The 22,633-nt window shown below is 56.3% G+C and carries 21 protein-coding genes; 11 read left to right on the top strand and 10 right to left on the bottom strand.

The annotated features are described in order from the left end of the window. Window positions 1-62: 62 nt before the first annotated feature. The 4 genes from AAC060_RS09735 to AAC060_RS09720 all read right to left on the bottom strand — a co-directional run bounded on the left by AAC060_RS09735 (window position 63) and on the right by AAC060_RS09720 (window position 5,644). Window positions 63-3,488 (bottom strand): efflux RND transporter permease subunit, encoded by a 3,426-nt coding sequence (locus AAC060_RS09735; protein ID WP_339825495.1) that lies wholly within the window; start codon window positions 3,486-3,488, stop codon window positions 63-65. Between the two features lie 27 nt (window positions 3,489-3,515). Continuing rightward, complete coding sequence (locus AAC060_RS09730; RefSeq protein ID WP_339825493.1) at window positions 3,516-4,694, bottom strand: efflux RND transporter periplasmic adaptor subunit; 1,179 nt, start codon at window positions 4,692-4,694, stop codon at window positions 3,516-3,518. A gap of 250 nt (window positions 4,695-4,944) precedes the next feature. After that, window positions 4,945-5,208, bottom strand: coding sequence for a GlsB/YeaQ/YmgE family stress response membrane protein (locus AAC060_RS09725; protein ID WP_339688901.1), 264 nt, complete (start codon window positions 5,206-5,208; stop codon window positions 4,945-4,947). Window positions 5,209-5,344: 136 nt separating this feature from the next. Further along, on the bottom strand, window positions 5,345-5,644 hold the full coding sequence (locus AAC060_RS09720) for a DUF1153 domain-containing protein (RefSeq protein ID WP_339825571.1): 300 nt from the start codon (window positions 5,642-5,644) through the stop codon (window positions 5,345-5,347). Window positions 5,645-6,299: 655 nt separating this feature from the next. Here AAC060_RS09720 and mnmA point away from each other — a divergent pair. Beyond that, window positions 6,300-7,421 carry a tRNA 2-thiouridine(34) synthase MnmA gene (gene mnmA / locus AAC060_RS09715; RefSeq protein WP_339825491.1) on the top strand — a complete coding sequence of 374 codons (1,122 nt, stop codon included), beginning with the start codon at window positions 6,300-6,302 and terminating at the stop codon, window positions 7,419-7,421. A gap of 1 nt (window position 7,422) precedes the next feature. Here mnmA and AAC060_RS09710 read toward each other — a convergent pair whose 3' ends face one another. After that, window positions 7,423-7,791, bottom strand: a complete 369-nt coding sequence (locus tag AAC060_RS09710) for a hypothetical protein (RefSeq protein ID WP_339825488.1) — start codon at window positions 7,789-7,791, stop codon at window positions 7,423-7,425. Window positions 7,792-7,820: 29 nt separating this feature from the next. On the opposite strand from AAC060_RS09710, the gene AAC060_RS09705 reads away from it, so the two are divergent. Further along, on the top strand, window positions 7,821-8,963 hold the full coding sequence (locus tag AAC060_RS09705; protein ID WP_339825485.1) for a serine hydrolase: 1,143 nt from the start codon (window positions 7,821-7,823) through the stop codon (window positions 8,961-8,963). A gap of 33 nt (window positions 8,964-8,996) precedes the next feature. Here AAC060_RS09705 and AAC060_RS09700 read toward each other — a convergent pair whose 3' ends face one another. Then, entirely contained in the window at window positions 8,997-9,791 is a 795-nt protein-coding gene (locus AAC060_RS09700; RefSeq protein ID WP_339825482.1) for a PhzF family phenazine biosynthesis protein, read from the bottom strand. Continuing rightward, a complete protein-coding gene (gene pdxH, locus AAC060_RS09695; protein WP_339825480.1) occupies window positions 9,788-10,363 on the bottom strand; it encodes a pyridoxamine 5'-phosphate oxidase in 576 nt (191 codons plus the stop codon). Before pdxH ends, AAC060_RS09700 begins: the two co-directional genes overlap by 4 nt. A 103-nt stretch (window positions 10,364-10,466) precedes the next feature. Here pdxH and AAC060_RS09690 point away from each other — a divergent pair, with 103 nt between their 5' ends. From AAC060_RS09690 to AAC060_RS09650, 9 genes are all read left to right on the top strand, one after another. After that, window positions 10,467-10,925 carry an ABA4-like family protein gene (locus tag AAC060_RS09690; protein WP_339825477.1) on the top strand — a complete coding sequence of 153 codons (459 nt, stop codon included), beginning with the start codon at window positions 10,467-10,469 and terminating at the stop codon, window positions 10,923-10,925. 70 nt (window positions 10,926-10,995) lie between these two features. Beyond that, on the top strand, window positions 10,996-11,922 hold the full coding sequence (locus AAC060_RS09685) for a DnaJ C-terminal domain-containing protein (RefSeq protein WP_339825475.1): 927 nt from the start codon (window positions 10,996-10,998) through the stop codon (window positions 11,920-11,922). A 2-nt stretch (window positions 11,923-11,924) separates the two neighbouring features. Further along, complete coding sequence (locus tag AAC060_RS09680) at window positions 11,925-12,875, top strand: YihY/virulence factor BrkB family protein (RefSeq protein WP_339825472.1); 951 nt, start codon at window positions 11,925-11,927, stop codon at window positions 12,873-12,875. A gap of 66 nt (window positions 12,876-12,941) precedes the next feature. Further along, on the top strand, window positions 12,942-13,745 hold the full coding sequence (gene fabI / locus AAC060_RS09675; RefSeq protein WP_339825469.1) for an enoyl-ACP reductase FabI: 804 nt from the start codon (window positions 12,942-12,944) through the stop codon (window positions 13,743-13,745). After that, window positions 13,745-14,113 (top strand): VOC family protein, encoded by a 369-nt coding sequence (locus tag AAC060_RS09670; RefSeq protein ID WP_339825568.1) that lies wholly within the window; start codon window positions 13,745-13,747, stop codon window positions 14,111-14,113. Before fabI ends, AAC060_RS09670 begins: the two co-directional genes overlap by 1 nt. After that, complete coding sequence (gene aroC, locus AAC060_RS09665; protein ID WP_339825467.1) at window positions 14,110-15,177, top strand: chorismate synthase; 1,068 nt, start codon at window positions 14,110-14,112, stop codon at window positions 15,175-15,177. Before AAC060_RS09670 ends, aroC begins: the two co-directional genes overlap by 4 nt. Further along, window positions 15,174-15,767, top strand: coding sequence for a hypothetical protein (locus tag AAC060_RS09660; RefSeq protein ID WP_339825465.1), 594 nt, complete (start codon window positions 15,174-15,176; stop codon window positions 15,765-15,767). The genes aroC and AAC060_RS09660 overlap by 4 nt, the downstream gene beginning before the upstream one ends. Window positions 15,768-15,770: 3 nt before the next feature. Next, complete coding sequence (locus AAC060_RS09655) at window positions 15,771-17,570, top strand: SLC13 family permease (RefSeq protein WP_339825463.1); 1,800 nt, start codon at window positions 15,771-15,773, stop codon at window positions 17,568-17,570. A gap of 70 nt (window positions 17,571-17,640) precedes the next feature. Then, window positions 17,641-18,879 carry a dicarboxylate/amino acid:cation symporter gene (locus AAC060_RS09650; RefSeq protein WP_339825566.1) on the top strand — a complete coding sequence of 413 codons (1,239 nt, stop codon included), beginning with the start codon at window positions 17,641-17,643 and terminating at the stop codon, window positions 18,877-18,879. A gap of 65 nt (window positions 18,880-18,944) precedes the next feature. Here the strand turns inward: AAC060_RS09650 and AAC060_RS09645 are convergent, their stop codons facing one another. From AAC060_RS09645 to AAC060_RS09635, 3 genes are all read right to left on the bottom strand, one after another. Beyond that, window positions 18,945-19,982 (bottom strand): rod shape-determining protein, encoded by a 1,038-nt coding sequence (locus AAC060_RS09645; protein ID WP_339825461.1) that lies wholly within the window; start codon window positions 19,980-19,982, stop codon window positions 18,945-18,947. Window positions 19,983-20,189: 207 nt separating this feature from the next. Beyond that, a complete protein-coding gene (locus tag AAC060_RS09640) occupies window positions 20,190-21,479 on the bottom strand; it encodes an adenylosuccinate synthase (protein WP_339825458.1) in 1,290 nt (429 codons plus the stop codon). Between the two features lie 12 nt (window positions 21,480-21,491). After that, on the bottom strand, window positions 21,492-22,607 hold the full coding sequence (locus AAC060_RS09635) for an ATP phosphoribosyltransferase regulatory subunit (protein WP_339825456.1): 1,116 nt from the start codon (window positions 22,605-22,607) through the stop codon (window positions 21,492-21,494). Window positions 22,608-22,633: the final 26 nt, after the last annotated feature.

Raw genomic sequence — 22,633 nt, 5'->3', positions numbered from 1 at the left:
ATTTTTGGTTGTCGTAGCAGAGTTCGCGCCGCCTCCGCTGCCTGTCTGGGAAGAAATTGGCTTCACTCGGCGGGCTGAACCTCCGCATCGGGTCGATCATGGCGATCATCGCCGGGCTCGTAGGTCAGCATTTTCTTGCGTAACCACGGGCCTGCGCGTCGTTCGAATCCGTCCGCGAGACTAAATCCGGCGGGCACAATGACCAGCGTCAGCAAGGTCGAAACGATCAAGCCACCGATCACCACAATGCCCATCGGCGCGCGCCAGGCGCCATCGCCAGACAGGGACAGAGCGGTCGGCACCATGCCTGCGGTCATCGCCACGGTGGTCATGACAATCGGCTGTGCCCGCTTGTGTCCGGCATCCATGATCGCCTCGAACTTCGGCACGCCTTTTTGCATTTCCTCGATCGCGAAGTCGATCAATAGAATCGAGTTTTTACTGACGATGCCGAGGAGCATCAGCACACCGATCAGCACTGGCATGGATAGTGATGTACCCGTAGCCCAGACCAGTAACATGCCGCCAAGCGGGGCCAGCGCGAGCGAGCCCATGTTGACCAGTGGTGACATCAACCTTTTGTAGAGCAGAACGAGCGTCGCGAAGACGAGCAATATGCCAGCGATCAAGGCGATCATAAAATTGAGCGCCAGTTCCTGTTGCCACTCGTCTTCACCAAAAGCTTCGTTGGATACGCCAGTGGGCAGGTTCTTCATGATCGGTAGTGCGAAGATCTTCTCCATCGCATCGCCTTTGACCACGTCCGGACCAAGATCCGCACCGATAAATGTCCGGCGATTTTGATTGTAGCGCTGAATCGACGTCGGCCCGGATCCGAAACTGACGGTGGCCACGCGGCTGAGGGGAACCGTTCCGCCGGTGGCAATCGGGATTGGCAGATTTTCGATGGTTGTCAGATCGGCTCGCGATGCGAGCGGCAACATGACACGGATCGGAATCTGCCGGTCCGACAGCGAAAATTTTGCAGCATTCTGATCGATTTCGCCCAATGTAGCGATCCGGATTATCTGGCTCAGCGAAGCAGTTGTCACGCCAAGCTGGGACGCGAGGTCCATATGTGGAGTGATGATAATCTCGGGACGGCTGAGATCAGATGCAATCCGCGGAGCGCGGACTTCACTGACATCTTTCATCTGTTCCACCAATTGGGCTGCGGTGGAATCAAGCAAATCGGGATCTGAACCGGTCAGCATTATGGAAATATCGCGTCCGGTTCCGCCGCCGCCATTTTGTGACTGGAAGGAAATCCGGGCGTCCGGAATTTTCTGAAGTTCCGGTGACAGGCTGCGCTCAAACTCGATCGATGTTTTTTTGCGATCTTTCTTGAAGCTCACAAATACTGTCGCATTTGTTTCGCGAACCCTGGTCAGGGCGCGGTCTACTTCGGGCTGGGCATACATCAGGTCTGACACCGAATCAGCGATTTTTTCTGTCTGTTCGAGCGTTGTTCCAGGCACAACCTCGATCTGGATACGGCTGTTGTCCTCATTGATCTTCGGTTGAAATTCGGACGGCGTGATCGCAAATAGTATGACCGTCAGGCCAAAGGCAACGATACCGATCGCCATCATCCATATGCGATGATCATAGCCTCGCGCCCGAAAGCGACCGGAACGGTAGGCGTACCAGTCGGCAAAGCGGCTGCCGAAAATGCTGGCCAAGCGTTTGATTATCGAAGCGAGCAAGGTTGCACTGGCAACACCAACAGCCACGCCGACAATCAGACTCAAAATGGCTCGCAAAAAGTCGCTCGGTATCAAAGTCGACAGCGAGCCGTTGATAAACATGCCGAGAGAAAATGCGATGCCGACGAATGCTGCAACTATCAACGCAAACAATATGAAGCCGACAAGATATTGCCACCATGTGGCTTTGGCAGGAACCAGCGTCTGCCGGATGCGGTCGGCAGACGATCGATCCAACACCCACTGCAGCAAGACCATATATCGGTCCATCCAGACCCCTTCGCCATGTTCGGCCTGGCCGTGAGACTTGAGGAAATAGGCGGCAACCATAGGCGTTATCATACGGGCGACCGCAAGACTCATCAGCACCGAAACAACCACGGTAATGCCGAAGTTTTTGAAAAACTGACCGGATATACCAGGCATCAGACCAACCGGCAGGAAGACGGCGACAATACAGAATGATGTGGCGACAACCGCGAGACCGATCTCGTCCGCGGCATCAATTGATGCCTGATAGGCGGTTTTCCCCATGCGCATATGGCGCACGATATTCTCGATCTCGACAATGGCATCGTCGACCAGCACACCTGCAACCAGGCCCAGTGCCAAAAGTGAAAGGAAATTGAGATTGAATCCGAGCAGGTCCATGAACCAGAAAGTCGGGATTGCCGACAGCGGTATGGCGATGGCGGAGATAACCGTCGCCCGCCAGTCGCGCAGGAAAATGAAAACCACGACCACGGCGAGGATCGCGCCTTCAATCATGGAGAGCATCGAACTTTTATATTGCGATTTGGTATAGGTAACGCTGTTGAAAAGCGGAATAAACTCGATTCCCGGGACTTCCGCCTTGATCTTGTCCATGATCTCGATTGCATTGTCATAGACCGTCACATCGGAAGCTCCGCGCGCTCGGGTCATCGAGAAATTGACCACCTCCACGCCCTTGACCTTGCTGATCGAAGTGCGTTCGCCGAAGGAATCTGTGACGTCTGCAACGTCACTCAACTTAATCGTCTGGCCATTGCCCAGGGATATTTGCGTCTGGGACAAAGCATAGGCATCGTCGGCATTGCCCAAAACGCGGACGGACTGCCGGGTGCCGCCGACTTCTGCCCGTCCACCAGCAGCATTGATGTTGATCTGGCGGAGTGCATTGTTGATCTGGCTTGCTGTAACGCCGAGCGCCTGCATTCGTCCGGGTTGCAGGATTACCCTGATTTCCCTGTCGACGCCGCCAAAGCGGTCAACCTCGGCCATTCCATCGACGGACAGAAGCCGCTTGACCACTGTGTCATCGACAAACCAGCTGAGCTGTTCGACCGTCATGTCGTCGGCTTTGACGGCAAAAAATGCGATGGGACCGCCCACGGCATCGACTTTCGACACTTGCGGTTCCAGGATACCGTCCGGCAGGGACCCGCGAATCTGATCGACCGAGTTTTTGACTTCATTGACGGCGTTGTTTACGTCCGCGCCGATTTCAAACTCGACGAATGTGCTGCTGCTGCCTTCGCTGGCGGTCGAACTTATATTCTTGACGCCGCTGATCGAGCGAACCGCTGACTCAACCAACTGGGTGATCTGGTTTTCGATCTCCGTCGGTGCTGCGCCTGGCTGCGAGATGCGCACCGAAACAGCCGGGAATTCGACATCCGGGTTGTTCACGACATCCATGCGATTGAAGCTCAGCAAACCCGCAAAAAGTAGCGCTGCGAAGAGCACCAGCGGAGCCACTGGATTGCGCGTGCTCCAGGCGGAAATATTGCGAAGGTTCATCGATCAGGCCTCAAATTTGTGAACGACTCACGCGCCGCCTGCTTTCTTTTGGACTTTCGGCTGCACGGTCTCGCCGGGGCTCAGGAAGCCACCTGCGCGAAGTACGACTTTTTCGTTTCCGGTTAGTCCGGATGTGATGGAAAGCCCCGCAGGAGACACTGCGCCGATGACGACGTCGCGCCGCTCCGCCTTATTGTCCGGTCCGACAACATAGACAAAGCTTCCCTTGCTATCATTTTGCAAGGCTGATTCGGGCAATATAGCAACCTCGGAAGTCCCGCTCGCGATCCGCGCACTGGCGAATCCACCTGGTCGCAAGGCGCTGTCATAGCCGAGAGCAATTCTGGCGATACCCTGTCGGGATTGCGGATCAATGGTTGGTGAGATCTGCCAGACCTGTCCGGTTAGGACCTTGGTGGTACCGACCGGGGTCACCTGGGTGGAAATGCCCACCGAAATATTGGCCAAATCGCTTTCGCCAAGCTGGGCCTGTAATTCCATTTCCCCGTCCTGTGCGAGCACAAAGAGAATGCCGCTGCCCTGGGTCACTGTCTGTCCGGGCTCAACATTGCGCTCCAAGACAAAGCCTGCCTTGGGAGCCACGATATTCAGACGGCTGTTACGCGCCCGGGTTTCGTTTAACTGGGCCTGTGACAGCCGCACACGGGCAGCAGCGGAATCGCGGGTCGCTGTCAACCGGTCGATATCTGCCTTGGAAATAAAGCCTCGTTCGACCAGCTGTGCTGCACGATCCAGATTGGACTGCGCCAGATTAAGGTCGGCTCGTGAAACGCTGACCGACGCCTCCAGGCCTGCTGCTTGCTGGGATTGAACGGATCGGTCGATACTGGCCATGATCTGGCCCTGCTTCACCCAGTCGCCAGCGTCGACATATACATTGGTTACCCGACCGCCTTCACCGACTACGCTAACCGGAATCTCTCGCCGTGCTGCCAATGTTCCTGTCGCATTGATCGTGCGTGTTACCTGTTGTTTGCCGGGGGCCATGACCGTAACCATGGGTGCCTGACTTGCAGTCTCTTCATCGCCCGGTGCTCCGAAGAAATAATGATAACCGATATACGCCAGCAGAAGCGCCAAAACCACGGCCGCTCCAATAATCAGGGGGCGGCGGTTGGTACTACGCTGTACAGGGTCGTCCATAATCGAGATTTCATTGCTGGGGATGGTGGACTCATAGTTCATAGTTTCACTCTTCGGTCAGGCCCATATCGTATTTTTTCACGGCAATACACAAAAGAATCGCTGATTTTCTGGTCAATTCAGATTTTCAGAGACTGTATTATATCAATATGGCACCGGCGGCAAGCTGGAACAGCATTCGGCCGATTTTACAAGCCATGCTTCGACGAACAACCGATATCATCTTACGAAAGGGCCGGTCCGTAAACGAACCAGCCCCCCGAGTTTTGAATATTATACTGAAAAGCGGGTTTTAACGGACCCGGCCGCGCTGGATGAGGTTCAGTATCAGCAACAGCACTACCGCACCGACAAAAGCGGTGAACAGACCGATGATCGAAAATTCCTGAATGCTGCCGCCAAAGCCGAAATAGCGACCGACAAAATTGCCAATTACCGAACCGATGATGCCGACAATGATGTTCCAGAAGACGCCCATGGAGGCATCACGGCCCATGACCATGCTGGCCAGCCAGCCCGCAATACCGCCGACGATCAATGCAATAATCCAACCCATATCTTCCTCCTGATTGTATGCGAGCGCGCAATCCATACGCTCACGATTACAATCACATAGAGGATTTTACCGCAGACTTGAAGGTATAAAAGGAACGGTTGAGCTCGGCCAGGGCTTTATACCGATCAGTTTTCCGTCAATATTTCTGCTGGCGCTCGTACAAGTCCCGATAATGCTGGATTCGCGTCACGCGCAGCCCCGGCATACCAGAACGGTCAACAGCCCGTTGCCAGGAAGCAAATTCTTCCAGCGAGAGTGCATAGCGGTCGCATACTTCATCAACCGACAGCAGGCCACCGTTGACAGCTGCTACAACTTCCGCCTTCCGACGAACCACCCAGCGAGTCGTACCAGGTTTCGGCAAATCACCAATGGTGAGCGGCTCACCCAGTGGACCGACGACTTGCGATGGTCTTATTTTTTGATTTTCAATCATACTACCCTCAAATTTTGCCCTTCGGCATTTGGCCCCGTTTTCTACTACGTCTGGTCTTCGTAACAGCAGAGCTTTGCGATTACCTGAATTGCCAAGGTAAACGTCGTGTTCATAAATTCGATTATTAACGCATGTCGTTGATTTTCCTTTGTGCAAGGTCAGGTCGGAAACAGCCGGATTCAAATAACGCTGTTTTCCTGAGACGGTTCCTGTCCGATCGAAGCTGTCCGGCAAAAAAAGCCATCCGGTCGTCCATGAACGTTGTTGGAGCTGCTGATGGGAGACCTGGCCCCCCCCGACTCGCCGCAACATAATTCCGTGCGGATTGGCTAGATGATTGTCGCTCTATGGCGTGAGCGAGCAATGACCGATGATCCGAAACTCGCGGAGCAACCGTATTGCTTTCATCTAAAGCCATCCGTTTCAGGGTCTTATGGGGAAAGTTCAAATCCATAGACGCTGGTCTAGCAGCGAAGGTATAAACTTGTGTAAAAGGGATGTTTACGCGGCCTTAGGACTAGTTAAGAATTCCTTTCGCCTAACCGTCCGATTCGTGTCAAAATGGACCACATAGGGGTGCAAAAGAGGATAAGCTCGCAGCACTGGCGCAAACGGCAGGACTTCTTTATGGGCTGCATTCATTATGACAGACAAAATGAATGGAAATTTTCAGCTCGGTGACGATCTGACGGGCAAGCGCATTGTTGTCGCCATGTCTGGCGGGGTCGATTCGAGTGTAGTCGCGGCCTTGGCAGCGCGAACCGGTGCCGAGACCATCGGGATTACTTTGCAGCTATATGACCATGGTGAAGCCGTGGGACGGGTTGGCAGCTGTTGTGCGGGACAGGATATTCGTGACGCGCGCGCCGTGGCCGACCGGCTTGGCATTGCCCATTATGTTTTTGACCACGCCAGTCGGTTCAAGGATTCGGTAATGGATGTCTTTGCCGATGAATATATGGCGGGCCGAACCCCGATTCCCTGCGTGCAATGTAATATGGGCGTCAAATTCACCGATCTGTTGCAATTGTCTCGCGAACTGGGCGCCGACTGTCTGGCGACCGGACATTATGTCCGCCGGGTTGAGACACCGACCGGGGCTGAATTGCACCGCGCGCTAGATCCGGCTCGCGACCAGAGCTACTTTCTTTTTGCAACTACGCAGGATCAGCTAGACTATCTGCGTTTCCCGCTGGGCGATATGCCCAAGACACAAGTCCGCGAAATCGCCGAGGACATGGGATTGGCTGTGGCCTTCAAGCCGGACAGTCAGGATATCTGTTTCGTTCCCAATGGCGACTATGCCAGCGTCGTGCGCAAATTGCGTCCGGACGCGGACGATGATGGCGAGATTGTCCATATCGATGGAACGTCCATGGGCCGGCATAAGGGACTCATCCATTATACCGTGGGGCAACGCAAGGGACTGGAAATCGGCGGACAGGCCGAGCCGCTCTATGTGATTCGGCTGGAACCGGAAGCGAAGCGCGTGATTGTCGGCCCGAAAGCCGCTTTGGCGATTGCGTCAGCCTCTCTTCGCGACATCAACTGGATCGGCGGCGACTATGCCGGCCCGGTCGACGTTAAAGTCCGTTCGATGGCGAAGCCGACTCTGGCCCGGCTGGAAGGGGAAAAACTGCAATTCCACAATCCGGAATTCGGCGTGTCTCCGGGGCAAGCCGCTGTTTTCTATCACAAGGAACGGGTGTTGGGTGGCGGCTGGATAGACTGCACCGATGCGGTTGAGCAGCAATGGCTGGCAGGCGTCGAAGTTTAGTTTATTCGGCCTGTACCTGTTCGTCGGTTAGCATCACGCAGCCCCAGCCTTCGCGAAACTCGGCAGTAGCCGTCTCCATCAGCAAGGCAGAGGCCGTCACCCTTTTGCGCTCTTCATCCAACGACAAGCTAATCACTTCCATGCCCGGCTCGAAGTCCTTGCCGCAATCCTCGATATCCCGTCCGCCGACAAAGTGGCAGGAACAGGCAACCCGCGCTCCATAACCGGTGCCGACGTCCAGCTGTCCCCTGATGCTGTTGTAATTATACGCGAACAGGGCGATCAGGATGAGCAGGAACAGCGCAGCGGCATATAGCGCGATCCGCATCCTGCTTCGGGGCGCTCGGGATGTGTCTTTTACAGTTGCCATAGCGGCTTCTATTGGTGCAACGATGCAATATGCACAAGATTAAACTCGCCTTGATACCGGCCCTCATGCTCGCCCTTTCCAGTTGCGGAGGGAATGGCGAAACCAAGGCGGCACCGCAGAAAAGCACCGCGGAACTGGCCTATGTCTCGGACGATAGCCCGATCGCCAAGGCGCGTCTCGATGCGGCAATTGCGCCATTGTTCGAAGATCCGGCGATGGCGGAGACGCGGGCCTTTCTGATCATGTACCAGGGAAAAATCATCGCCGAGCGCTATGCCGAGGGCTATGACGAAGACACGCGGTTCATCAGCTGGTCGATGGCAAAAAGCTTTACCAGTGCGCTGATTGGCTTTCTGGTCGCGGATGGGCGGCTAGTGCTCGATGATCCGGCTCCCGTGCCCGCGTGGCAAAGACCGGGCGATCCGCGCGGCGACATAACCCTGCGCCATTTGCTTCACATGTCGTCCGGGCTTGATCATACGGAAGTGGCCGGAGAGGACGGGAAGACCGTTTTCGAGGCAGATACCAACCGGATGCTGTTCATGGATGGCGCGCAAGATACAGCCGCTTATGCCGAGGCCCGCCCGATGGAAGCCAAACCGGGGGAGAAGTTCGAATATAGCAGCGCCACCAGCATCATTCTTTCCGACATCATTACCCGCACCTTGACCGAGAGCACTGACCCGCTGGTCCGGCGTGATGTCACCTTGCGCTTCATCCGGGGGCGACTGCTCGAGCCTCTGGGAATGGATGGCACTTATCCCGAATTCGATCCGAATGGTACCTTTCTGGGCGGCAGTTTCCTTCATGCCACCGCAAGGGATTATGCCACATTCGGAGAATTTCTGCGTCACAACGGTGCCCGCAAAGGCGCTCAGCATTTGCCGGTCAGCTGGGTGAGATTCATGAAAAAATCGTCGCCAAACGATCCGGCTTATGGCGGCCATATCTGGCTCAACAAGAAACGTCCCGAAGGCCGCAACCAGATATTGTTTCCCGACAACGGACCTGACACGATATTCGCTGCTCTTGGTCATCTGGGACAGCAGATTGTTGTCTCGCCCGAGCAACAGCTGACCGTGGTCCGGCTCGGCAAGACGCAAGATGATGTCCTCGCGCCGATGAGCGCGCAGATCGGGCGGATTATGGCGCAGTTTCCGACAAGGAGCTAAACGTCCGCTTCGTTTGGCGCTTGCTTCGGGTCGCTACAGGCGAAAGGTGCCTTCCACCACGGTCACACATTTTCCGCCCAGCCAGGCCCGGTCGCCGTCGAGGCGGCAATTCACATAGCCTCCGCGCTGGCTTGCCTGATAAGCGGTGAAATTGTCGGGGCCCAATTGCTTCGCCCAATAAGGCGTCAAGACGGCATGGGCCGAACCGGTCACACTATCCTCGTCAACCCCGCCGCCGGGTACGAAAACCCGGCTCAGTACATCGGTATCCTTGCCGGGTGCGGTGCAGATGAATTGCGCATTGCCGAGTACGGCGAGGGCTTTGAGGTCCGGTTTCAGTGTCAGAACATCGCCGGCATCGGCATAGCGAAGAACATGATAGCGCCCTTCATGAAATTGCGTTTCGACTGGGCTGCCACCGACCAAAGCGACTATTTCCGGCATGGATTTGGGAGATGGGGCGTAAGCAGGAAGGTCCAGCGCATAGCCACCTGCCTCGCGCTTCACCGTCAATATACCGGCTTTTCGTGTCCGGAAAGTGACTTGTTGCAGCGCAGGGTCCTGGGACAATATGACATGGCCGCTGGCGAGCGTTGCATGGCCGCAGAGCGCGATTTCCACGGTGGGGGTGAACCAGCGCAGTTCGTAATCTGCTGCATGGCTTGCGTCGGGCAGGTAAAAAGCGGTCTCGGCAAAATTATTTTCTTCGCCAATGGCCTGCAGAACCGAGTCATCAAGCCAGCTTTCGAGCGGCATTACTGCGGCCTGGTTGCCGGTAAAGGGACGGTCGGCAAAAGCATCGACATGATAATAAGGCAGATTCCTCATGGGTAGAGCAGTCCTTCCGTCCAGTCGTCACCATCGCGGACAAAGGTCCGCCGTTCGTGCAGCCGGTGGGCCCGGTCCTGCCAGAATTCAAATCGTGCGGGGGTAAGGCAATAGCCCGACCAGTGCGGCGGACGGGGAACATCGCTGCCGTCAAACCGCTGGGTCATTTCCGCGAACCGGGCTTCGAAGGTGGCCCGATCAGCGAGCGGGCGGGATTGGTCCGAGGCCCAGGCCCCGAGCTGTGAATCCCGGCTGCGGGAAGCAAAATAAGCATCGGCCAGACTATCTGCTACCGTCGATATATGGCCTTCAATCCGGATCTGGCGGCGCAGGCTTTTCCAGTGGAACAATATCGCGGCCTTGGGGTTTTCACCGATATCGCCGGCCTTGCGGCTTTGCTGGTTGGTGTAGAAGATGAAGCCGTCGGGGCCATGGCCTTTGAGCAACACCATCCGCGCTGAGGGCTGCCCCTCGGCATCGGCGGTGGCGATGGTCATCGCATTGCTGTCATTGATTTCAGTGGTGCGTGCTTCGGTGAACCACGTGTCGAATAGTGAAAATGGATTGGTCATGAGTCATTCTGTAACATCCTGTCGACGACCCGCAAACAAACAAAAATTTGATCTGCGACAAGGCGCGGGTTTCTGCTAGATATATCGCAAAGGGGTGGGCATCATGAACTGGGACCTGATTTTTACGTTCAGTAATAATTACGCATTGCTGATGTGGTTGATTCTTGCGTTTGCGCCACGCGGGGAAGCGATACTGACTGGCCTGTTCTACGGCGGCATCGGTCTTCTGGCCTGTGCCTATGCAGTGATCATCATCCCGTTGATGACCGGCATGATTGATGGTGGCGGCGGCGGTTTTCCGGACTTTTCAACCCTGGCGGGTGTCCAGCAACTGCTGTCCAGCCCTGGCGGGGCGACGGTGGGATGGATTCACTATCTGGCCTTTGACCTGTTTGTCGGTCTATGGGTCGCGCGCAATGCGGATAAATACGGGTTTGCACGCTGGCTGCAGATACCTATCTTGTTGTTTGTTCTTATGCTGGGGCCATTGGGACTGGTTCTTTATCTGCTGCTGCGTTTCACGCGACATAACAAGGTTGCAGATGCCGTTATGCCCGAATAAGACAGTAGAGTTGAAAAATTGGCGGAAAATGCCAATCTCAGCATGGTAAGGATTTGAAAAAGGTTAAATAATGATAGATCCCTATCAAGCATTGGGCGTTGCCAAGGGCGCAAGCGACAAGGAGATTAAGTCCGCTTATCGCAAGCTCGCCAAGGAACTGCACCCGGACAAGAACAAGGATAATCCCAAGGCGACGGAGCGTTTCTCCGACGTCACCAAGGCTTATGATCTGTTGCTGGACAAGGAAAAGCGCGGACAATTTGATCGCGGAGAAATTGACGGGGAAGGTAATCCAACCGCGCCCTTCGGCTATGGCGGCGGGGGCGGATATCAACGTCGTCCGGGCGGCCAGCAACCTGATTTCGGCAATGCCGGCGCAGATTTCGGTGATATTTTCGAAGGTCTTTTTGGCGGCGGTGGCGGCGGCGGAGCCGGTGGTTCGCCTTTCGGTAACCGCCAGCGCAGCGCACCGCCAGCCAAGGGCGCTAATGTCGCCTACCGGCTGAAGGTAGAATTCATCGCTGCTGCAACGCTGCAAAAACAGCGGATCACGCTGGAAGATGGCAAGACCATTGACCTCACTTTGCCCAAGGGCGTCGAGGAAGGCACGCAAATGCGCCTCAGCGGCAAGGGTCGGCCCGGACCGGGCGGGAATGGTGATGCGATTGTCACCATACATATCAATTCCCATCCTTTTTTTGAACGTGATGGCGACAATATTAGGCTCGAACTGCCGATCACTCTGAAAGAGGCAGTGCAAGGTGCCAAGGTCAAGGTCCCGACCGTGGATGGACCGGTGATGCTTTCGATCCCTCCCGGGTCGGATTCCGGCAAGACGTTGCGGCTGAAAAACAAGGGCTTTCATGGAAAATCGGGAGTCCGCGGAAATCAGCTGGTCACTTTGATGATAGCTCTGCCGGACAAAGACGACCAACTCGCAAAATTTGTGAAAGACTGGAATCTAGAAGAGAATCCGCGCGCCAGCTTGGGTGTGTAGGCTTGAGCAGGAATCCCCAGTCTGAACTCTCTCCTGAGGCCCGGCGCCGGGGCAGGGGGGAGTCGGGGCCGTCCAGCAATAGAGCTGGCGAAAGACTTGCGGATGAAAGCCCGGTTCGACGCGCCTTCATCATCATCGAGCGCACCGCCGTGGGCGTCTATCATGACGGTTTTACCTTTGCCGGTAATTTTGCCTATATGTCGCTGCTCGCGGTTTTTTCCTTCTTCATTGTCGCTGCCGCAATTGTCGGCGGCTTTGGCCAGACCGCGATCGGCACCGACTTTGTCGAGGCTTTTCTGGTTACTGTTCCGCCTTCGGTGGCCAATGCGCTGCACGATCCGATCAGAGACGCGATGACCGCACGAACCGGGCCATTGCTCTGGTTCAGCGCGATCGTCGGCCTGTGGACTACCACCAGCCTGATCGAGACAATCCGGGAAATTCTCCATCGGGCCTATGGCGTACAGGCTCAGCGCGCGTTCTGGGAATATCGCCTAACGTCTATCTTCCTGATTCTCTTATCGGTGTTTCTGGCGATGCTGGCGCTGAGCGCGCAATTTGTGGTGGCCGGCGTGAGCGGCTTTCTCGGCACCTATTTTCCGGCGGTCGAGAGCGACGCGCTTTGGCTCTCGCTTTCCAACGCCGTGCCGTTTTTCGTTCTTTTTGCCACGCTCTACTTATTGTTCCGCCTGCTGACGCCCCGCCAATATCGGCCGCGCCAATATCCCAAATGGCCGGGAGCGGTATTCATTAGCGGCTGGTGGCTGATGATCACCGGACTGCTGCCGGTGTTTCTCAAATATGCGGCCAATTACCAGCTGACCTATGGCAGTCTTGCGGGCGTTATGATCACGCTGATCTTTTTCTATCTGGTCGGTCTGGGCGTGGTAATCGGCGCGGAATTGAACGCTGCTCTCGCCGAACGCCCGTCACGCAGGGGAATTGGCGAATGATCCGCTGGAAAATCATCTTGATAGCGTTTATCAGCGACGATTATCTGATTTCAGGAGACCAGGTCGATGAGTGATTTAATGAAGGGCAAGCGCGGCTTGATCATGGGGCTTGCCAATAACAAGTCACTGGCTTGGGGTATTGCCCAGCGTCTGGCCGCTGATGGTGCCGAACTGGCGATCAGCTATCAGGGCGAGGTGATGGCCAAGCGCGTCAAACCGTTGGCCGAACAACTGGGCTGCGATTTTCTGATCGACTGCGACGTCAGCGATATGGAACAGCTCGACGCAGCATTTGCCGAGATTGAAAAACGCTGGGGCAAGATCGACTTTGTCGTCCATGCAATCGGTTTCACCAACAAGGAAGCATTGCGGGGCAAATATTATGACGTGACCCTCGACGATTTCCTGATGACCATGAATATCAGCGTCTTCAGCTTTACCGCTGTCGCGAAACGCGCTGCGGCGCTGATGAGCGCCGGTGGTTCGATGCTAACATTATCCTATTATGGTGCCGAAAAAGTCATCCCGCATTACAATGTTATGGGCGTCGCCAAGTCCGCGCTGGAAACCTCTGTCAAATATCTGGCGCATGACGTCGGTCCTGATGGAATCCGGGTGAACGCAATCTCCGCCGGCCCGATCAAGACACTGGCCGCCTCCGGAATTGGCGACTTCCGCTATATTCTGAAATGGAACGAGCTGAATTCACCGCTGCGGCGCAACGTTACCATCGATGATGTGGGCGCTTCGGCTCTCTATTTCCTGTCCGATCTTTCCGCAGGCGTCACGGGCGAAACCCATCATGTCGACGCCGGCTATCATACGGTCGGCATGAAGCAGGAAGACGCGCCGGATATCGCGCTGGATTGATGATCACGGGTTTGCATCATGTCCAACTGGCCATGCCCGAAGCAGGAGAAGAACAGGCGAGGGAGTTTTATAGTGAGCTCCTGGATATCCCCGAACGCACAAAGCCTGCAACTTTGCAGGCGAATGGGGGTTGCTGGTTTGAGAAGGAGCAAGTCCGTGTGCATCTCGGAATCGAACGCGATTTTCGCCCGGCAAAGAAAGCACATCCCGCTTTTCAGGCAAGCGATTTCCACAACTTGATGGAAAAGCTCAAAAATGCGGGTTATCGGATACAGTCTGCCGAACCGGTTGATCATCATTCCCGTTTTTTCGTGAATGATCCTTTCGGAAACAGAATTGAATTTATCAACGCGGAGAGCGAGTTTTGAGTTTTAATATCTTTGGCCATGCTTTCCGCTTTTCCACTTGGGGAGAAAGCCATGGACCTGCGCTTGGCGCGCTGGTTGACGGCTGCCCTCCCGGACTGGCGCTGAGCGAAGCAGACATCCAGCCATTTCTTGATGCGCGGCGTCCCGGCCAATCGAAATATACGACCCAGCGGCAGGAACCGGATCAGGTCAAAATTCTCTCCGGCATTTTCGAAGGCAAGACGACCGGCACGCCGATTTCGCTGATGATCGAGAATGTCGATCAACGATCCAAGGATTATAGCGAAGTCGCCAAAGCCTATCGTCCCGGTCATGCCGACTATGCCTATGACCAGAAATACGGCTTTCGCGATTATCGCGGTGGTGGGCGGTCAAGCGCCCGCGAAACAGCGGCGCGGGTTGCTGCCGGTGCGGTTGCACGGCTGGTGATTCCGGAAGTGACGATCCGGGCCTGGGTTGCGGAAATCGGTGGCGATGCCATCAATCCGGCGAATTTCGATGCCAATGAGATCGGCAATAACCCGTTTTTCTGCCCTGACGCCGAAGCCGCAAAGCGCTGGGAAGCACTGGTTGATGGTGCACGCAAGGACGGCAGCAGCATCGGCGCGATTATCGCCTGCGAAGCTGTCGGCGTACCCGCCGGATGGGGAGCACCGATCTATGCCAAGCTGGACAGCGAAATTGCCGCAGCGATGATGACAATCAACGCGACCAAGGGTGTGGAAATCGGTGACGGCTTTGCCGCCGCCCGTCTGCGCGGCGAAGAAAATGCCGACGCGATGCACCCCGGTAACAACGGTCCGCGATTTGACTCCAATCACGCAGGCGGAACGGCTGGCGGGATTTCGACTGGCCAGCCGGTCTTCTGCAGAGTGGCATTCAAACCGACCAGTTCCATATTGACGCCTGTGCCGACCATCACGCCGGAGGGCGAGGCGACCGAAATATCGACCAAGGGCCGGCATGATCCTTGTGTCGGGATTCGCGGCGTTCCGGTTGTCGAGGCGATGATGGCCGTGGTTCTGGCAGACCAGAAAATGATGCACAGGGCACAATGCGGATGAAAGCTCTGTTTCGACCAGCAACCCTCCTGCTTGCTCCGCTCTTGTTGCTGGGGGCTACAGATGAAAAACCCCGCCTTGCCTTCCAGGGTCTCGGCTCCATAGAGATCGGAACGAGCGAGGCTGTGCTGCAGAAACGGGGATTCAGTGATCCTTACCGATCGGCACATTCGCAGGCCGATGAAGAATATGCCGCTTGCCATTATCTTTCCAACGAGACCGAATATCCCGGTGTCCATTTTATGATCAATGAGGGTCGACTGGTGCGCATCGATATCGGCGAAAATGACGCCGGCATCATGTTGAAGTCTCTATCCGGTGCTAGCATCGGAATGACCGAAACAGAGATCGTGTCGCTTTATGGCGACTGGATAAAAATTGACCGTCATCCCTATCTTGATGCTGCCGGGTCCTATTTGATCCTCGACTCCAGCGACGGCCGGTACAAGATGATATTCGAGACGGCGACTTCCGACGGCAGCGGTGAACAATTATCGTCAAAGCCTTCCGGCGGGCCGAATGCTAATAAACGAGTCACCGATTTCCGCGCCGGACTGGCCGGACCGGCGAACTATATTGAAGGCTGTTCCTGATCCATGATCGACCTCATTCTTCACATCATCAACGAATATATCCAGGCGAACAAGGCGATCATCGGCCTGGTGATCCTTGGCTTCCTGTTCGCCGGTTTCATCATGGAGCGTTTCCCGGCCGCTGTCGTCGCGGTGCTCGGAGCCTGTATGTTCCTGTTTCTCGGGATCATCGATTCCGACGGCCTGTTTTCGGTATTCTCCAACACCGCGCCGATCACGATCGCCGCGATGTTCATTCTTTCGGGCGCATTGCTGCGAACCGGCACGATCGACGCGATTGCCGGCTTCATTATCAAGCGTGCCAAACGCCGCCCCAAGCTGGCAGTAGCCGAGATGTTTCTGGGTGCTTTTGTCGCGTCCGCCTTCATGAATAACACGCCGGTGGTGATCGTCCTGATTCCGATCATCCTCCGGCTGTCGCGGGCAACCGGCTTCTCTTCCAAGAAATTGCTGATTCCGCTCAGTTTCATCTGCATATTGGGCGGCACGACGACGCTGATCGGTACCTCGACCAACCTCATCGTTGATGCTGTGGCCAAGGAACAAGGTCTGGCCGGTTTCGGAATTTTTGAAATCACGCCTTATGGTCTGATCGCAGCGGTTGCGGGTACGATCATGATGGTCCTGTTCAGCAGCTGGTTGCTTCCCGGCGGTGACGTCAAAGGTGAGTTTGACAGCAGCGACGAAAGCGCTTTTCTCACCGAATTGACCGTTCGAAACAAAGCCTCGGTGATCGACAAAAAACTTTACACCGTTCCCGAACTGCGCCGGGCTGGCCTGGAGGTCACGGCGGTCAAAAGGTTGAGCAGTTATATCCGCCATGATCTTGATTTTCACGAACTGCGGGCGGGCGACCGTATTGTCGTGCAACTCGATCTGGCTGAGCTCATTTCTCTGCGAGAATCAGAAGATTTCAAGGTTGGAATCGTTCACAAAGGCGATGTCGGCGCTTTGGGCGAGGAACTGGTCGAGGCGACAGTCGCCCCCAGTCATCCCGCTATTGGTAGCCGGCTATACGATATTCCGTTTCTGTCACAGCTTAACGTGCGCGTGTTGGGAATGACCCGTTATCGCAACCTGCCGCGATCAGACCTGACCAATGCGCGGATCCACGCGGCAGACCGGTTGCTGGTGACCGGTTCCAGCGAAGATATCCGCCGCATGTATCAAAATCCTAATCTATTCGGCGTCGGGCAGACCAAAATCCGTGCTTTCCGCCGGGACCGTGCGCCGATTGCCATTGGCGCACTGGTTGCAGTGGTGGTTCTTGCCGCGCTCAACATCATCCCGCTCGCGGTTGCGGCCATATTGGCCGTCGGTGCGATCCTGCTCGCTCGCTGTATCGACGCGGAAGAAGCCTGGGGTTCGATCGACGGCAATGTTCTGGTCCTGATATTCGGTATGCTCGCAGTGGGACTCGGATTGCAGCAAGCGGGCAGCGTTGACCTGCTGGTTGCCGAACTGACTCCCTTTTTGCGGGAAGTACCACCCTGGGGGCTTGTGTTCGCTATCTACGTCCTGTCGGTGATCATGACAGAAATCGTGACCAATAATGCGGTGGCCATCATCATTACTCCGATAGCCATCGCGCTGGGCAATGATCTGGGTGTTGATCCGCGCCCTCTGGTGATCGCGGTGATGTTCGCCGCCTCTGCCAGTTTTGCGACGCCGATCGGCTATCAAACCAACACGCTGGTATACGCGGCCGGCAATTACCGCTTCACCGATTTCTTCAAGGCCGGCATCCCGCTGACCTTTGGCGTTGGACTGTCGACCTGTCTGGCGATCAGCTTCTGGATGTAGGCCGAACCGAAACGCTTGCCGCTTTCTTTTGCAGTCGATAGGCTTGGGTCAGAAAAACGGGGACAATGATATGCTGGCATTCTGGTTCAAAATTCCGCTTTGGCAGCGCGTTATCGCGGCGCTGATTCTCGGTGTCATCACCGGCCTGATCTGGGGCCCCGAATCCGAAACCATCAAGTGGATCGGCGACTTCTTCATCAAGGCGATCAAGATGCTCGTCGTCCCGCTGATCTTCTTCTCGCTTGTCGCCGGTGTGGCGGCGCTTGGTGATCTGAAGAAACTGGGCAGCGTCGGCGGACGGGCGATGATATTGTTCGTCATCACCGGGCAGATCGCCGCCTGGCTGGGTCTCGCGCTCGGGACGTTTTTTCAGCCCGGCAATGGTGTCAATACAAGCGCGATCGAAAAGGGCGAGACGCCGGTACCCAATGACACCAGCGCCGTTGACATGATCCTGTCGATTGTTCCCGACAGCCCGGTTCAGGTGATGGCCGACGTACGGGTCCTGCCGCTGATCGTCTTTGCGCTGCTGATCGGTATAGGCATTTTGATGGCCAAGGAAGACGGCAAGCCGCTGGCCAAAATCTTCGATAGCGGCGCCATTGTGATGCAGAAAGTCACGATGATCGTGATGGAACTGACACCATTTGGTGTCTTTGCGCTGATGGCATGGGTTGCCGGCACACTCGGCATGGATGCCTTGCTCTCGCTGGCACAATTGGTCGGTCTCAATTATCTCGGCTGCCTGTTGATCATCGGTATCGTATATTCGGGGATGATCAAATTCATCGCGAAGCTGCCGGTACTCGACTTCTTCCGCGGGATCATCGATGCGATGGCGGTCAGCTATTCTACGGCCTCGTCTAATGCCACTCTGCCGGTGACCCTGCGTTGCGTCGAACGCAATCTCGGTGTCAGCAATTCGGTAGCCAGCTTCGTGGTCTCTCTCGGTGCCACGATCAACATGAATGGCACCGCGATGTATCTCGGGCTTGCCACATTGTTCGGCGCGCAGATATTCGGCGTCGACCTCAGCTTTGGTGACTATGTCCTGATCTCGATCACTTCTACGCTCGGTGCCATCGGTGCGGCGGGCATCCCGGGCGCGGGCCTGATCATGATGGCTTTGGTGTTCGGCAGCGTTGGCGTGCCATTGGAAACCATCGCCTTTGTCGCTGGCGTTGACCGGATCATGGACATGATGCGGACCACCACCAACGTGTCGGGTGATGCCGCTGTGGCGGTAACGGTGGCGGCGATGACGGGCGAGCTTGACCGGGCAGAAATGATCTCGGCAGATGATGTTTAAGGCAGAAGATGGCTTGTCGTAATGCGTAATCGCTTTCGCCCTTTGGAAGGGTCGGGCTTCTGGTCCTAGGCGGGAATCAGCACATTGTGATAAAGCGGGTCTTCCATTGCCCGGCCGGCGCCATTGGCGACGCAGGTCAGGGGGTCATCCGCAATGGTAACCGGCAAGCCCGTTTTGTCCGCGATATATTCGTCAATTCGTCCCAATAATGCGCCACCACCGGTCAGGACAATGCCCTGATCCATGATGTCGGCCGCCAGTTCCGGCTTGGTATTCTCCAGTGCATTGAGCACGGATTCGGCTATCTGGCTCACCGACTCGGCAATGGCATAAGCAATTTCGGCTTCGGTAATAGCAATTTTTTTCGGCATGCCGCTGACCAGGTCGCGTCCCTTGATATGCATGGTCCGGCCCTTGCCGTCCTCCGGGCTCACAGCGCTGGCAATGCCATGTTTGATCAGTTCCGTGGTTGATTCGCCGATCGCCAGATTATGCTTGCGGCGTATATGGGAAGAGATGGCATCATCAATCTTGTCGCCGCCCATCCGTCCGGAAGTGCTGTAAGCCAGTCCCTGCAAAGACAATATAGCGACCTCTGTTGTTCCACCGCCAATATCGACTACCATCGCGCCATTGGGTTCGGCGACCTGTATCCCTGCGCCAATCGCCGCGGCCATCGGTTCTTCGATAAAAAAGACACCGGAGCCGCCGGCATTGGATGCCGCATCACGCAGCGCGCGCCGCTGGACGTTGGTGGAGCCGGACGGAATACAGACTACAATATCGAAACGCCGGAATATCCCGGGCTTTTTCTCATGCACTTTGTGGATGAAATGTTTGATCATCTGCTCAGCCACATCCAGATCGGCGATGACCCCGTCCTTGAGCGGCCGGATGACCGTGATATTGCTGGGTGTCTTCCCCATCATCAGCTTGGCATCGCTGCCAACCGCACGGACCTTCGTTACGCCGTCATTGGTTTCGAGCGCTACCACCGACGGTTCGTTGAGCATGATGCCCCGATCCCGCACATAGATAAGCGTGTTGGCCGTACCGAGATCGATCGCCAAGTCGAGTGACTGGAGTTTGAAAAAACTTTTCATAAAAAAGGAAATACTTCGATTAGAGCGACCACATTGCCAATGTGACAGGATTGCAGGAACTTGGTGACACTGAGCGAATGAACAGGCGATGTATAGTTAATTAGCGCCGGCAATTTGTAAAATTGCCAGGCCATTCATGGCCGTTGCGCAACGCTCCTGGCGCCCAATATCATCAACCCGCTGCCGTCTTTAGGAATAAGCCGCTCCTCAATCCGCAAACGGATCCGTCACCAAAATCGTGTCGTCACGCTCGGGCGACGTCGACACAAGTGCCACTGGACATTGGATCAGTTCCTCCACGCGCTTGATATATTTGATCGCCTGCGCCGGCAGGTCTGCCCAGCTGCGCGCACCCGCGGTGGTTTCGTTCCACCCGGCCATCGTTTCGTAAATCGGTTTGACCGCGGCCTGATCCTGATGATGCGGCGGCAGATAGTCATAGGTTACGCCATCAAGATCATAGCCGACACAGATTTTCAATTGCTCGAAACCATCGAGCACGTCCAGTTTGGTCAGGGCGATTCCGGCAACGCCCGACACAGCCAGAGCCTGGCGCACAAGCACGGCATCGAACCATCCACAGCGCCGCTGACGGCCGGTAACCGTACCGAATTCATGCCCGCGCTCGCCCAGTCGCTGGCCGATCTCGTCGTCGAGCTCGGTCGGGAATGGCCCGGAGCCGACGCGCGTTGTGTAGGCCTTGGTTATGCCAAGCACATAGCCGGTGCCGGAAGGTCCGATACCCGACCCGCCTGCTGCGGTGCCGGAAATCGTGTTTGAGCTGGTGACGAACGGATAGGTGCCGTGATCAACGTCGAGCAGCACGCCCTGCGCGCCTTCGAACAGGATGCGCTTGCCGTCGCGGCGTGCCTCGTTGAGGCGTTTCCACACCGGCTGGGCATATTGCAGTACGCTGTCGGCGATTTCCTTCAGGTCATTGAGCAGCCGTTCCCGGTCCACTGGCGGTTCGCCAAAGCCGGCACGCAGCGCGTCATGATGGGCGCAAAGCCGGTCAAGCTGTGGTCCCAGATCGTCGAGATGGGCCAGATCGCAGACCCGGATCGCACGGCGCCCGACCTTGTCTTCATAGGCTGGTCCAATACCGCGCCGGGTTGTGCCGATCTTGCCTTTGCCGCTGGCATCTTCGCGCATGGCGTCGAGATCGCGGTGGATCGGCAGAATCAGAGGGCAGGTTTCGGCGATGCCGAAATTATCGGTGTTGATCGCGACACCCTGGCTTTCCAGCTTGGCGATTTCGTCCCGCAAATGCCAGGGATCGAGAACCACGCCATTGCCGATGATCGACAAAGCGCCGCGAACGATACCCGAAGGGAGGAGGGAAAGCTTGTAGACCGCGCCGTCGACAACCAGCGTGTGGCCGGCATTATGTCCACCCTGAAAGCGGACCACGACATCGGCGCGTTCGGACAGCCAGTCGACGATCTTGCCTTTGCCCTCATCACCCCATTGTGCGCCGATTACCGTTACATTGGCCATAGAGTCACTTTCTTATAATGGTTCCGGCTGATCGCCGTTCAAAATATGGGAACAACCAAGCGCCTCGGCCTGGTCCTTGTCTGAAAGGGCGGCGACGGTGCGCCAGCCTTCTTCTCTCAACCGCGCGCCGGCGGATTGATCATGTCCGAGCGGCAGGAAAACCTGCTCGCTGGTTTTCGCGCCAAAACCGGCATCGATCAGCGGATTGGGGTAAAGTGAAAAGCCGACCGCCGCCTCGGGTTCGCCATCGGGACGAGCAATTTCATAGCTGCCGCCGCGCCCCAGCGCGCCGATAAAACTCTCGGCATAAAGTGTGAAGCCGAACCAGTTCTGATATTCAAAGCCGTGTCGTTCGGTCGGATCGAGTGTCAGGCTGGCTTTCCCCTTGATGCTTGCGGCGATCCGGGAAACGCCATCCAGTCGCGAATCGAGCAAACCGTCCGTATCAAATTCGCGCAATCTCGCCATCGCCTCGTCAAACGGGCCGGTCGCTTCGATCAGCGGCAGATAGCCGGTTGCGCCCATGGCGCTCAGGCCACCGGCATCTTTCATATCCAGCTCGCCGCGGACTTCGCCGATCTGGGCTTCGTTCAGCGGCAATGGTCCCGCCGCCAATATGTCGATCAGGTCGGGCATGGTGAAATCCACGGTTATTCCGGTTACGCCCGCGCGTTCCAACGCCTCGATCGCGACCGAAACAATTTCGCTTGCGGCGATGACGCTGTCGCTGCCAATCAGCTCGGCGCCAATTTGCAAGCGGCTGCGTTCCGGCTGCAACTGCCCCGACCGCAGTTTCAAAACCTGTCCCGAATAGCTGAGCCGGAGCGGACGTGGACGGTCGGCCAGGCTTGTCTTGGCAATACGGCCGATCTGCATGGTCATATCCGGCCGCAACGCCAATGTGCGCTGGGAGATCGGATCGACAAAGCGCATCAGGTCGCTTCGCGATGCGCCATGCATCTGTTCGGTCAGCCCATCTTCATATTCGGCAAGTGGTGGTGTCACGCGGGCATAGCCATGGCTGGCCAGTGTATCGAGGACATCGCGTTCCAGTCGCGATGCCGCCTCGGCATAAGGCGGCAGCGCGTCGTGGAACCCTTCGGGCAAGAGATTGGATGGCTTTTGCATGGCCCTGCTCCATAGCCCAAGCAACC

The sequence above is a fragment of the uncultured Parasphingorhabdus sp. genome, assembly GCF_963975555.1.
GTDB lineage: Bacteria > Pseudomonadota > Alphaproteobacteria > Sphingomonadales > Sphingomonadaceae > Parasphingorhabdus.
Note: the sequence above shows the minus strand (reverse complement) of the source record. Positions and strands in the feature narration are given on the sequence as shown.

Coding starts and splice junctions, on each gene's coding strand:
- AAC060_RS09735 (WP_339825495.1), bottom strand. CDS start 3,488: ATGAACCTTCGCAATATTTCCGCCTGGAGCACGCGCAATCCAGTGGCT.
- AAC060_RS09730 (WP_339825493.1), bottom strand. CDS start 4,694: ATGAACTATGAGTCCACCATCCCCAGCAATGAAATCTCGATTATGGAC.
- AAC060_RS09725 (WP_339688901.1), bottom strand. CDS start 5,208: ATGGGTTGGATTATTGCATTGATCGTCGGCGGTATTGCGGGCTGGCTG.
- AAC060_RS09720 (WP_339825571.1), bottom strand. CDS start 5,644: ATGATTGAAAATCAAAAAATAAGACCATCGCAAGTCGTCGGTCCACTG.
- mnmA (WP_339825491.1), top strand. CDS start 6,300: ATGAATGGAAATTTTCAGCTCGGTGACGATCTGACGGGCAAGCGCATT.
- AAC060_RS09710 (WP_339825488.1), bottom strand. CDS start 7,791: ATGGCAACTGTAAAAGACACATCCCGAGCGCCCCGAAGCAGGATGCGG.
- AAC060_RS09705 (WP_339825485.1), top strand. CDS start 7,821: ATGCACAAGATTAAACTCGCCTTGATACCGGCCCTCATGCTCGCCCTT.
- AAC060_RS09700 (WP_339825482.1), bottom strand. CDS start 9,791: ATGAGGAATCTGCCTTATTATCATGTCGATGCTTTTGCCGACCGTCCC.
- pdxH (WP_339825480.1), bottom strand. CDS start 10,363: ATGACCAATCCATTTTCACTATTCGACACGTGGTTCACCGAAGCACGC.
- AAC060_RS09690 (WP_339825477.1), top strand. CDS start 10,467: ATGAACTGGGACCTGATTTTTACGTTCAGTAATAATTACGCATTGCTG.
- AAC060_RS09685 (WP_339825475.1), top strand. CDS start 10,996: ATGATAGATCCCTATCAAGCATTGGGCGTTGCCAAGGGCGCAAGCGAC.
- fabI (WP_339825469.1), top strand. CDS start 12,942: ATGAGTGATTTAATGAAGGGCAAGCGCGGCTTGATCATGGGGCTTGCC.
- AAC060_RS09670 (WP_339825568.1), top strand. CDS start 13,745: ATGATCACGGGTTTGCATCATGTCCAACTGGCCATGCCCGAAGCAGGA.
- AAC060_RS09660 (WP_339825465.1), top strand. CDS start 15,174: ATGAAAGCTCTGTTTCGACCAGCAACCCTCCTGCTTGCTCCGCTCTTG.
- AAC060_RS09655 (WP_339825463.1), top strand. CDS start 15,771: ATGATCGACCTCATTCTTCACATCATCAACGAATATATCCAGGCGAAC.
- AAC060_RS09650 (WP_339825566.1), top strand. CDS start 17,641: ATGCTGGCATTCTGGTTCAAAATTCCGCTTTGGCAGCGCGTTATCGCG.
- AAC060_RS09645 (WP_339825461.1), bottom strand. CDS start 19,982: ATGAAAAGTTTTTTCAAACTCCAGTCACTCGACTTGGCGATCGATCTC.
- AAC060_RS09640 (WP_339825458.1), bottom strand. CDS start 21,479: ATGGCCAATGTAACGGTAATCGGCGCACAATGGGGTGATGAGGGCAAA.
- AAC060_RS09635 (WP_339825456.1), bottom strand. CDS start 22,607: ATGCAAAAGCCATCCAATCTCTTGCCCGAAGGGTTCCACGACGCGCTG.